The organism is Psychromonas sp. SA13A (assembly GCF_011378715.1).
GTDB lineage: Bacteria > Pseudomonadota > Gammaproteobacteria > Enterobacterales > Psychromonadaceae > Psychromonas.
In genome coordinates, this window is the sequence record NZ_WTKU01000005.1 from 120,423 (window position 1) to 132,431 (window position 12,009).

12 protein-coding genes and 1 riboswitch are annotated in these 12,009 nt (G+C 37.7%); of the genes, 9 read left to right on the forward strand and 3 right to left on the reverse strand.

Annotated features, from left to right (window positions below):
- Positions 1–90: 90 nt before the first annotated feature.
- Positions 91–936: a hypothetical protein gene (locus tag GQR44_RS06985; RefSeq protein ID WP_166370643.1), complete on the reverse strand. Its 846-nt coding sequence runs from the start codon at positions 934–936 to the stop codon at positions 91–93.
- A 310-nt stretch (positions 937–1,246) separates the two neighbouring features.
- Positions 1,247–1,368, forward strand: a riboswitch (TPP riboswitch).
- Between the two features lie 64 nt (positions 1,369–1,432).
- Between GQR44_RS06985 and thiD the strand changes: the two genes are divergently transcribed.
- The 9 genes from thiD to GQR44_RS07030 all read left to right on the forward strand — a co-directional run bounded on the left by thiD (position 1,433) and on the right by GQR44_RS07030 (position 9,535).
- Positions 1,433–2,275 (forward strand): bifunctional hydroxymethylpyrimidine kinase/phosphomethylpyrimidine kinase, encoded by an 843-nt coding sequence (thiD, locus tag GQR44_RS06990; protein WP_166370645.1) that lies wholly within the window; start codon positions 1,433–1,435, stop codon positions 2,273–2,275.
- Positions 2,276–2,284: 9 nt separating this feature from the next.
- A complete protein-coding gene (locus GQR44_RS06995; protein ID WP_166370647.1) occupies positions 2,285–3,073 on the forward strand; it encodes an ABC transporter ATP-binding protein in 789 nt (262 codons plus the stop codon).
- Positions 3,074–3,083: 10 nt separating this feature from the next.
- A complete protein-coding gene (locus tag GQR44_RS07000) occupies positions 3,084–3,863 on the forward strand; it encodes an ABC transporter permease (RefSeq protein ID WP_240923588.1) in 780 nt (259 codons plus the stop codon).
- 80 nt (positions 3,864–3,943) lie between these two features.
- A complete protein-coding gene (locus tag GQR44_RS07005) occupies positions 3,944–4,894 on the forward strand; it encodes an ABC transporter substrate-binding protein (protein ID WP_166370651.1) in 951 nt (316 codons plus the stop codon).
- Positions 4,895–4,947: 53 nt separating this feature from the next.
- A complete protein-coding gene (gene tenA, locus GQR44_RS07010) occupies positions 4,948–5,613 on the forward strand; it encodes a thiaminase II (protein WP_166370653.1) in 666 nt (221 codons plus the stop codon).
- A gap of 42 nt (positions 5,614–5,655) precedes the next feature.
- On the forward strand, positions 5,656–6,468 hold the full coding sequence (gene thiM, locus GQR44_RS07015) for a hydroxyethylthiazole kinase (RefSeq protein WP_166370655.1): 813 nt from the start codon (positions 5,656–5,658) through the stop codon (positions 6,466–6,468).
- Positions 6,469–6,656: 188 nt separating this feature from the next.
- Positions 6,657–7,283, forward strand: coding sequence for a thiamine phosphate synthase (gene thiE / locus GQR44_RS07020; protein WP_166370658.1), 627 nt, complete (start codon positions 6,657–6,659; stop codon positions 7,281–7,283).
- Between the two features lie 437 nt (positions 7,284–7,720).
- Complete coding sequence (locus GQR44_RS07025) at positions 7,721–8,608, forward strand: LysR family transcriptional regulator (protein WP_166370660.1); 888 nt, start codon at positions 7,721–7,723, stop codon at positions 8,606–8,608.
- Between the two features lie 246 nt (positions 8,609–8,854).
- Positions 8,855–9,535 (forward strand): DUF3334 family protein, encoded by a 681-nt coding sequence (locus GQR44_RS07030; RefSeq protein ID WP_166370662.1) that lies wholly within the window; start codon positions 8,855–8,857, stop codon positions 9,533–9,535.
- Between the two features lie 341 nt (positions 9,536–9,876).
- On the opposite strand, the gene GQR44_RS07035 is transcribed toward GQR44_RS07030, so the two are convergent.
- Positions 9,877–11,019: an EF-hand domain-containing protein gene (locus tag GQR44_RS07035; protein WP_166370664.1), complete on the reverse strand. Its 1,143-nt coding sequence runs from the start codon at positions 11,017–11,019 to the stop codon at positions 9,877–9,879.
- 321 nt (positions 11,020–11,340) lie between these two features.
- On the reverse strand, positions 11,341–12,009 hold the full coding sequence (locus GQR44_RS07040; RefSeq protein WP_166370666.1) for a response regulator: 669 nt from the start codon (positions 12,007–12,009) through the stop codon (positions 11,341–11,343).

Sequence of the window (12,009 nt, forward strand, 5' to 3'; positions counted from 1 at the left end):
ACCTCGAAAAGATAAGTTGATTATGAATATGTTCAAAACTAATGGATTTCCTTAACTAGCCCCCCTCCTCTAATGCCCTTAGCTACTTCTTTAACTACTTTCACGTGTAAAAACTTCTAACCATTGATCGAATCTATTATCAAAACTAACGATGCCGTCGATTCTTATACTTTCAGACCTACTTGGCAAAGCAAATGAAGACAGGTGCTCAAAGTACTCAGATACGACATAAAAACTACGACTAATACCTGTAGGTATACGATTGACTTCATCACTATCAGAAAATACCCCCTTGTAGTGTTCTGAAACAACCGAACTCTCAGGAAAGGCTATATCAAGTTTAAATATTAGAAAAAGGTAACTGCTTAACCATCTTGCAACCTCTCGCTCGGAGAGGGAGTTATCATCCACACAAATTTTTGTTCCAATTTCTTTGTACTTAATAATTAACTCATTAAATTCATCTAACTGGAAGTCTAGCCAAGACCTATCGCAATCTAACTCCTTTGAGTCAAACATCACGCAAACTGGACTATTTCTAGGAAATAGATTTTTGTAGAGATATGGCCTGTTAGTAATTATTATTCCATGTGCTTTCTCAAGCATATCAAGCAAGCTCATTAGTTCTTTTTTATGATCAATATAATTTTTAAATTTATTCTGTGTAATTGTCTCTCTTATCTGTTCCCTAGTTTGATTGCTTCTGAATATAGACGCTCTGAATGCAGCTAGTGCCATCCCGCCAGCCATTACACTTAATGGGAGAGAGAAGATGTCCAACGTTCGATCGTAACAACTTAGATCAAAGCAAAACACAAGATCATTATTTACCACCAATAATACCCACAATAAAAAGCCAAGAAACAGACCGCCCCAGAAACTAATTCTAAAAATCAGATCATTACTTAGTTTATTGTTCGTATTTTTTTGAGTCATTGCATAACAGCTTCTTGTATATAATCATTCCGCACTTCCTGTCGAAATACGAAATACCTATTTTTTGTTAAAATACCCCTAACAATACGCTAATCAAACACATAATCAATATGTTAAACCAAGTCATCAAAACTTAATCATGTGAATAGATATCATCATTCAGTCTTTCCGGGGGAATTACGGAATTTAAGTGAGGTGGTTTTATAGGCAGTCATTGTTGAGCATAGCTTATTGGGCATAATGAATTAACAAACTCTCCTTTACCAATATGTTTGATTGCGCTTTTAACAGAACTTGTTATGATTTGCGGCGATTATAGTCGGGGGGCCATTGGCTGAGAGCGATGTGATATCAATATTAATTGATAAAACGTCGATACCCGTTGAACCTGATACAGTTAACACTGACGCAGGGAACTATATAGAAACCATTCCTGTGGCATTTCTTTGCTTTTTTGGTTGATATAAGTTCCGATCGCGTTGTGAACGGAGCCATTATGTCTGACCTTACGCCTAACACTATTTGTAACCCTATTCGCACACCAATAGTATTAACTATTGCTGGCTCTGACAGCAGTGGCGGTGCAGGTATTCAAGCCGATATTAAAGCGATTTCAGCCACCGGCAGTTATGCTTGCTCTGCGATCACTGCTATTACCGCACAAAATACGCTTGGTGTATCTGCTATCTTCCCGATCCCCCTTGAACATGTTGAAAAGCAATTAGATGCTGTTTTTAGTGACCTCAATATTGTCGCGGTTAAAGTAGGCATGTTAGCCGACTGCGAGATCATCAAAGTGGTGGCTAAAAAACTAAAACAGTACAAACCGTCCTTTTTAGTAATCGACCCTGTGATGGTCACCACCAACGGTGATTTATTATTAGAAAAAGTCGCCATTCAAACTCTAAAAACTGAACTACTGCCAATGGCTGATTTAATCACCCCTAACTTGCCTGAAGGCGCGGCGTTAATTGACAGTCACATTCCCACAAGCGAACAAGAAATGCAGGCAATGATTGATGCTTTACGTCAGTTAGGTGCTAAAGCCGTATTATTAAAAGGCGGGCATTTAGAGCAAGATGAAAACAGTAATGATTTGTTAATTTTAGCGGACTCAGTACAGCAGCTCACTGCAAAACGTATTAATACTAACAATAACCACGGCACAGGTTGTACTTTATCTTCAGCGATTGCTTCTTATCTGGCTCAAGGCCATGAATTATCAAAAGCAGTACAGCTTGGTAAAGATTACATTACGCAAGCATTACAACATGCTGACCAACTTAATATTGGTCAAGGCCGTGGCCCTGTTGATCATTTTTATGCATTGAATCGATAAGTGATCACCATGACAAATAACTTATCGCCACAGCCAAAAAAATCAATAAATCAAAGCGCTCCAAGCATTGATATTCACAATGCCAGCTTGCGTTATAACGACAGTGAGCAGTGTGTATTGTCATCGCTTGATATGCATATTCCAGCAGCACAATGGACCTGTATTTTAGGCCGTAGTGGCTGCGGTAAAAGTTCTTTGTTACGTTATTTGGCGAACTTATTAAGCGATAAAGTACAATGGTCTGGGCAGCTATCCACCAGCACCAATATTGCATTGCAAGGTCAAATTGCCTATATGGCACAGCAAGATTTATTAATGCCCTGGTTATCGGTATTAGATAACGTACTGCTCAGCGATAAATTTACACCTAATCCACAGCCATCACAACGTGATAAAGCACAACAACTATTACAACAGGTTGGCCTTGAGCAACAAGCTCATTATCTACCACAGCAATTATCTGGTGGAATGCGACAGCGTGTTGCATTAGCGAGAACCTTAATGCAAAACAAGCCTGTAGTATTAATGGATGAACCTTTCTCGGCATTAGATGCAGTAACACGCTACCGCTTGCAAAACTTAGCCCATGAATTATTAAAAAATAAAACCGTAGTATTAATTACACATGATCCACAGGAAGCTATTCGTTTAGCAAACCAGCTTTATATTATGCAAGGTCAACCTGCATCTGCAGAATCATTAGATGTACCTAGTGCCCCAGCACCAAGACAATTTGATGCACAATGCGCTGAGCTACAGCAGACTATTCTTGACCGTTTGGAGCAAGATTATGCGTAATTTTATTGCCATGTCAGGTTTAACTAAATCGTTTAAAAGCAGTGATAAAACATTACCGCCAGTATTACGTATCCTGTTCACTTTTATGATTATAATTGCAATTTGGCAAGCAGTGGTGATTATATTTAAACTGCCCTCTTTTATTTTACCTGAGCCGTTAGCGGTATTTGAACGCCTGATCACACGCTATGAAGTGTTGTTAAAACATAGTTGGGTAACCACACAAGAGATACTTTTAGGGTTATTACTAGGGCTTTCCATGGGCCTATGTTTTGCACTACAAATGTTACTGTTTAAACCCATTAAACGCTGGTTATTACCGATCCTGATCACCAGCCAAGCAATTCCTGTTTTTGCGATTGCGCCTATTTTAATGATCTGGTTAGGTTACGGTATTTCCTCAAAAATAGTGATGGCGGCGATGATCATCTTTTTCCCAGTGACCACCTGTTGCTACGACGGGTTAAAAAACACTCCTACCGGTTACCTTGATTTAGCTAAAACCATGGGCGCGACTAAATGGAAGATGTTACGTCATATTCAATTGCCTGCTGCTTTACCTACTTTAGCGTCTGGTATTCGTGTTGCTGTGGTTATTGCGCCGATTGGTGCGGTTGCCGGTGAATGGGTAGGTTCAAGCGAAGGGTTGGGTTATTTGATGCTACAAGCTAATGCGCGAATGTTAATTGATGAAATGTTTGCGGCCTTATTTATTCTATCTGCGCTCTCTGTAAGTTTATATTTTATCACCGATAAGTTACTAAAAAAGCTTATCCCATGGGAAGTCTAAATGCACCATTTTTAATAACCCTAAACTAAGCCTAAAACTAAAACGATTAATACCAAAAATACTATAAGGAAATAAAACACATGAAAAAGAGTTTCATTTTAACCGCCTTGTCTCTAACGGCTGCATTATTATCATTCTCCGCACAGGCTGAAGATAAAAAAGTCACGCTAATGCTAGATTGGTTTGTTAACCCTAACCACGGCCCAATTGTGATTGCACAACAGCTTGGTTATTTTAAACAGCAAGGTTTGTCTGTCGATATTCAAGAACCTGCAGACCCAAGCATGCCACCTAAATTAGTTGCCGCGGGTAATATTGACTTGGCTATTACTTATCAGCCTAACTTGATCATTGATGTATCTGAAAAATTACCTTTAGTACGCTCAGCGACCTTAATAGCAACACCGTTAAATACATTAATGGTCTTAGATGATGGCAAAATAAATTCATTGAGTGACCTAAAAGGAAAAAAAGTCGGCATTGCTATTTCAGGTAGTGAAGAAGCCATCATTGGCAAAATGTTAGAATCAGTACAACTTAATTATCAAGATGTAGCGATCATTAACGTCGGTTGGGCTCTCTCTGCTTCTTTAGCATCGGGGAAAGTCGATGCCATTTGGGGCGGGTTACGTAACTTTGAAACTAACCAACTGGAGCTAGAAGGATTTAAAGCTAAAGCTTATTTCCCTGAAGAGCATGGTGTTCCTGTTTACGATGAATTGGTATTTGTTGCAAATGCAAATAAGTACGATGCGAAAATGATTAAAGCCTTTAACAAAGCCATAGAGCAAGCCACTATTTATATCGTTAACCACCCACAGCAAGCATGGAATGAGTTTGTTAGTTACGCACCTGATACGTTAAATAATGAGTTAAATAAACGAGCATGGCGCGATACGTTGACTCGTTTCTCATTACGCCCTGCTGCTATTGATTTAAAACGTTACAATGATTATGCGCAATTTATGTTTGATAACAAACTGATTAAAAGTATGCCAAAAGCAAAAGATTACATGCCAATGTTCGAGTAGTTAGCACACTCATATCAAGTTTAAATAGACAACTAAAAAACAGCGAGAGAATCATGAACCATCAAGATTTAATTAGTGCTTGCCAGTCTGACTGGGATGCCTACACACAGCATCCATTTGTGATGCAATTAGGAGACGGCAGTTTAGCGCAGCCGTGCTTTTTACATTACCTAAAGCAAGATTTTTTGTTCTTAAAGCAATATGCGCGTGCTTATGCATTAGCCATTTATAAAGCCAATACCCTAGCAGACATGCGCAAGGCGTTACCTAGTGTACATGCGTTATTAGATTCTGAGATTAGTCACCATGTCACTTATTGCGCAAATTGGGGATTAACGGAAGCAGACTTGGAAGCAGAGGATGAAGATTTTGGTACCGTCGCTTACACTCGTTACGTGTTAGATGCAGGCATGACCGGTGACCTAGTTGATTTATACGCCGCTTTAGCCCCTTGCTCCATTGGTTATGCAGTGATTGGACGTTTATTAGCAAATGACAAAAACACTAAAATAGTTGGCAATGAGTTTGCTAGTTGGATTGATTTATACAGCGGTGAAGAGTTTCAACAAAGTGTTACCGATGGTGTGCAACATTTTGACCAGTTACTTGCTGAAGTAGACATTAACAGCAAACGGGGTCAACACTTGGTAAAAGTATTTAAAACAGCAACCAGAATGGAAGTTGCCTTCTGGCAACAAGGTTTAAACTCCGCTATTTAAATAGACGCAGTGCTAAATAAAAACAGAAGTAGAGGAGCAAATATGTCAGTAATAGCAACAGAAAAGCGACAAGTGATCACTAATGCCTTACAAGTATTGCGCGAACAAAAACCATTAGTAGTAAACATCACTAACTATGTGGTGATGAACAATACAGCTAATGCATTGTTAGCAATTGGCGCTTCACCTATTATGGCGCATTCATGCCAAGAAATGGCTGAAATGATGTCATTTAGTGGTGCGTTAGTCATTAACATTGGCACCTTAGATAGCCAGTGGATACCGCGCATGATCTTTGCAGTTGAACAAGCGAACCTCAATAATAAAGTGGTGGTATTAGACCCTGTGGGTTGTGGTGCAAGCACTTTACGTACTGAAACATCACGCCAAATAGCAGCACTTGCAGAGCAGTTAATTATTCGAGCTAATGCTTCTGAAATTATTGCTCTAGCAGGAGAAAAAGCACAAGGCAAAGGTGTCGATTCACTTGATAGCAGTGAAGCAGCCGTTGGTGCAGCCCGTTACTTAGTTGAAACTTATCAATGTAATGTCGTCATTTCTGGCGAAGTCGATTACATCATCAATGCGGAGAGTGAAATATCACTGCATAATGGTGATGCAATGATGCCTAACATCACAGGAATGGGTTGTAGTTTAAGTGCATTAACCGGTGCTTTTGCAGCGATTGGTGAAAATACTGGTTTAGCAGCTGCTGCCATACTTGGCATCGCAGGGGAAGTTGCAGTTAAGCAATCCGCGGGACCAGGAAGTTTACAAATGAACTTATTAGACGTGCTATATCAATTAGATGATAAAGCGATTGTGGCATACTTAAAGATGACTATTAATAAATAATACAGTCATTGCTGGATCAGTAAGTGAAAGTGACCTTATTGCTTCCACTCTACTCATTTATATTCTTTGCTATTGCTGCTTAGTACTATTGATTAGCTTTGCTGCTTAGCATTTCAACTTAGCTTTGACAATTAGCAATGCTATTTACATAAGCCATTTTTTTATTGTATCCAATACAGGTAAGCACCATGAATCCATACCGTTTATATCTAGTCACCGATGATCAACAGGATCTTTATACTTTAATTAATGTAGTCAAAGAAGCTGTCGCTGGCGGTGTTTCCATGGTGCAAGTACGCGAAAAAAGTAACGATATACAATCTTTTATTACTCGCGCTCAAGTGGTTAAAACCATACTTCAAGGCACTGGCGTTCCGCTAATTATTAATGATCGAGTTGATGTCGCTTTAGCGGTAGATGCCGATGGTGTGCATTTAGGTCAATCGGATATGCCAGCCCAAATGGCAAGAACATTAATTGGTCCAAATAAGTTGTTAGGTTTATCGATAGAGAATGAACAACAATTAATGGATGCAAATACACTACCACTGGATTACATTGGTTTAAGTGCTATATTTGCTACACCAACAAAAACCGATACGCTTAAACAATGGGGTATTGCCGGTTTACAAAAAGCGATTAATATTTCTCAATTTCCGATCGTGGCTATTGGTGGTATTAATCACAGTAATCTTGATCAAATCATTAGCACGGGTGTTGACGGTGTAGCGCTAGTCTCTGCTATTTGCCATGCCGATGATCCTAAAGCTGCTGCAGCAGCGTTGTTAAAACAGATACAAACTGCTACGCCATAAGCCTGTTGAAATAAAAGCAATTAATCACAAAGCTAAAAAAGGTAAATCAAAAGCGCTTAACCACGAAGGCACGAAGTTAAAAGAAGGTTAGGTCAAAACCTTATATGAAGGTAGGTAGCACTAAACTTTCCACTTAAACCCAGTTTTTCTTTCTTAGTGCTCTTCGTGTAGCGCAGCGCTTCGTGGTTAATCTGTTTTTTTAAATCAAAAGTCTTATGCCTAACAACTAACTTTAATACACTGAATTCTAAATGTTTTTACTTTCATCCATTCTTTTGCACTTCTTCGTGCCCTTCCTTTAGCGTAGCGCTTCGTGGTTAATATCTTTATTTTTATACTTTAATTTGTCACTAATGACTTCTCAACCACAGCATTTCAATTAAGAATAACTTACAATATTATTCAACTTGTTAATTAAATCAGAACAATGGCTAACGATGAATATAACGCTCAAACAATTGCATGTATTTGTAACTATTACTCAAGAAAAAACCTTAACCACTGCGGCTGAGAAATTATTCCTGAGTAAACCAGCAGTGAGCATGGCTTTAGCTGAACTTGAAAAACAGTTAGGGCATAAACTCTTTGAGCGCACTAATAATCGATTATTAATCAATGAAATGGGCAAGGCTTTATTACCATTAGCCGATGAACAAATAGAACGCAGTAAAGCTATTACTAGTTTATTTGATAAAAATAATTTCCAAGGAAAACTAAGAATTGGCTCAAGTAATACCGTCGGAAACCATTTGTTGCCCAATTTATTAGCTGAGTTTAGGGATATTAAACATCATCAAGCTCAATCCATATACGTTGATAACAGCACTTGTATCGGCAAAAAACTTAAAGAATACGAGCTAGATATTGCCTTAGTTGAAGCTTTAGTGATTGATAAACAATTGCATATCGAGCGATGGATAAAAGATGAGATGGTGATAGTCGCTAGTCCTGCTCACCCGCTAATGAATCAAGAACAAGTCTCGATAGAAGATTTAAACCACCAGCATTGGATTTTACGAGAGCAAGGCTCAGGTACGCGCGAGTTTTTTATTACACACATTGGACAGTATTTAACAAACCTCGATATTACCTTTGAATTAAGCTCTACGGAGGCAATCATTAACTGCTGCGCTGCAGGGTTAGGATTATCTTGCATGTCTAGTACTGCTGCTCGGCATGCCCTGCAAGATAAACGTTTAGTAACCCTGCCCATTAATATCGATATGTCACGAGACTTATATTTGGTATGGCATAAAGAAAAATATCAGAGCCCAATATTGAAAGAGTTTATTATTTTTTGCCAGCAATGGACCTTAAACGCTTAATTCGAAAGATAGTTACCTTAACTTCTTAGGCATATTATTTAAATAACAGACTTCACTAATATAGTTCTTGAATTCAATAATAATCTCAACATTTTAAAATCAAACAAAATTAGTACTGGAATAAACATAAAAAACAGCGACTTACTATCATTTTCATTAAATAACACACCATAAAACTACCTATATTTAAATAATAGCCTATTCTAAACGCTTCATTATGTGCATTTTAAAAGGCGATAAAAGAATATGGCTAGAAGCAAAACCACCTCTACAGACGATGTATTATTAGTATTATGTAATTCGGTAAAGTCTGTTTTAAGTAGTGCAACGGGGCGAACGGTTAACTATTCATCTATGGTTCAAAAAATCAATAAAACCTGCCTTAAGCCCGATATTGGCTGTTTTGTGTTATTTGACGGTGGTTTTTCTGGATTAGTTATTTTGAATTTTAGTGCCGCTGCTGCAATGGAGCTATACACCACATACATGACCAATATGGGTTTGTCGGAAGAAGACTTAGCCACATCGCATACTGCTGATGATGTAAGTGATGTAATGGGTGAATTAATGAATCAAGCCGTTGGTGATTTTACGGGGGTTATTGGTCATGAATTACATACATCTATCAATCAAAACCAACCTAAAATGCTGACTATCAACAAGCAAGTTGTACTCTCTATTGATACAAACCTAGATCGCCCACAAGCTCGACGAGTGAGTTTTACAACAGAAAAAAATAATATTTTTTATCTTGAATTAGCGATGGATAAAACTGAGTTTATTAAGTTACCTAATTTTGAAGAGCGAGAAGCATTTGATCCCGACTCTCTAATTGAAGAAGAGAACAATAAAACATTGCAGGCAAACGCAACGGCTCAAAATACATCGACCTCAGACTCTGATTTGTTTGATGAGTTAGGTATTTAACCTCAGTTCGGGATAAGCAAAACGACTCAATACCGTGAATTTCTGCGTTAATTTATCTTGTGACAACCTGGTGTTCGAAAATTTATAAAGTACATAAAAAAAGTTTGCTGAGTATACTCAGCAAACTTTGCTTTTATAACATTACAAAGATTAAAGATTTATTGTAACTACTCAGGCCGTCGCTATTTAAGCCTATTTCTTCGTTGAAAAATGCTCATTTAAACCACTAAACTGCGCTTTTTCGCCTTGAACTAAGCATAAATAGCTTAGCCCTGAGCATTTACGTTTTTATTTTGGTAAAAAGCACTCAGTTTTAATGGGTGCTGAGTAGTTACGATTTATTAAGCTTGTTTATTCATTTTTGCATGTTGTTGGTGAAACGAGTCGAACTCAACTTGTGAAATTTTTCCATTACCATCAGTATCTAACATTTCAAAAGTCGGGCGTTTATGACTTTTTTTAGCTTTAACCATCGCATTAAACTCTTGCTCTGACAACTGACCATTATTATCAGCATCTATTCTATCAAAATGCTTAAGTAAACGCCCTTTCGCTTCACTTTTAGCAATTGAGCCATCATTATTGGCATCAACCATGGCAAAAGTTAGTTTTTGATCGCGCTTTCCTTTACCCATCTTTTTCACTAATTCAAATTCAGCACTTGTGATTGCACCGTCTGCATCCGTATCAATTTTATCAAAGCCCTTCAATAAACGACCTTTGGCTTCATTTTTAGTGATTTTACCATCGTTGTTAGTATCGACTTTAGCGAAGGTAGGTTGTTTATGGCCTTTTCCTTTGTGCATTGCTTTCAAGGCATCAAATTCAGCGCTAGTGATTGCACCGTCTGCATCTGTATCAATCTTATCAAAGTATTTTAGTAAACCACCTTTAGCTTCATCTTTAGTGATTTTAGCGTCGTTATTAGTATCAACTTGAGCAAAGTCTAATTTATGATTACCGTTACCTTTTTTATACCCTTTGCCTTTATGCATATTTTCCATTGCAGCAAATTCAGTGGTTGTGATTGAACCATTTGCATCGCTATCTATTTTATCAAAGCCTTTCAATAAACGACCTTTAGCTTCATCTTTAGTAACAACACCGTCACTGTTAGCGTCTACCTGAACGAAGTTTAATTTTCGATTTCCTTTATGCATTTTTTTCATTGCATCAAATTCTGCTGCCGTAATATCGCCATCGCCATTACTATCAAAATCAGCGAATGCAGCTTTTTTATGACCTTTTCCCTTATGCATTGCTTTCATAGCTTCAAACTCAGCTTTATTAACACTGCCATCACCATCGCTATCAATACGATCAAAATGCTTAGCCATTCTTGAACCCGCTTCTGCTAACGTAATTACACCATCGGCATTCACATCAAAGCTTTCAAAGTCACGTTTACTTTTACCATCTGCTGCCATTGTTAAAGCGCTAGAAACCATTAACGCAACACCGCTTAATATAAATAATTTTTTCATGTTAACCTCTATTCTAATTTACCAAATAAAGCTCTTTCTGAGCTGATGTAAAGACTATAGGTAAACATTGTGCAGGAAATATGGATAAAAAAAGGAGTTAAGGGTTTTAGGCTATTTTTAAGGACAATTATTTATTAATTGCTGACTTTGAATAGGATAAGAAGGAAGGCTTACTATTTAAAAAAATTGGCGTATTCAACATTGAACCACATTATATTTTTAACAGTAAGCAGAAAATAAAGAATGTAACAGCTAACGTTCGTTGTTAGATGAATTTGATATTTATTAAATTCTCTTGGAATTCAGAGATATAATTAATGATCACAGGGCAAATTTATAACCCACTCCATATATTGATTGAATGCAATCGACCTCAGCATCAACATTTTGGATTTTACGACGTAGATTTTTAATATGACTATCAATCGTTCTATCGGTAACAATGCGATTGTCAGAATAGATTTGAGACATTAGTTGTTCGCGACTGAACACTTGGTCTTTATGTTGGTGAAAATGAGATAATAAACGAAACTCCGCACGGGTTAAACTCACTTCTTTACCCTTAACTAACACTTGCATGGTGCTTTCGTTGATACTCAAGACTTTATCTACTGTTTTGACATCATCTGTAGCGCGACGTAAAATGTTTTTCACTCGTACCACTACTTCTCGTGGACTATAGGGTTTACAAATATAATCATCAGCTCCAAGTTCAAGCCCTACTAAACGGTCAATTTCATCCACTCTTGCCGTTGCCATCACCACGGGTATGTCAGTGAAAGTACGTAGCTCTCGGTAGATATCTAAGCCATTTTGGCCCGGCAACATTAAATCTAATATAATCAAATCAACAGAGTTTTCTTTTACCCAACTAACAACGGATAAACCATCATTGAGTATGTGTGTAATAAAATCAGATTGACTAAGGTACTCACTAAGTACTTGTGCTAAAGAATGTTCATCTTCCACGATTAAAATATGCTGTGGCAT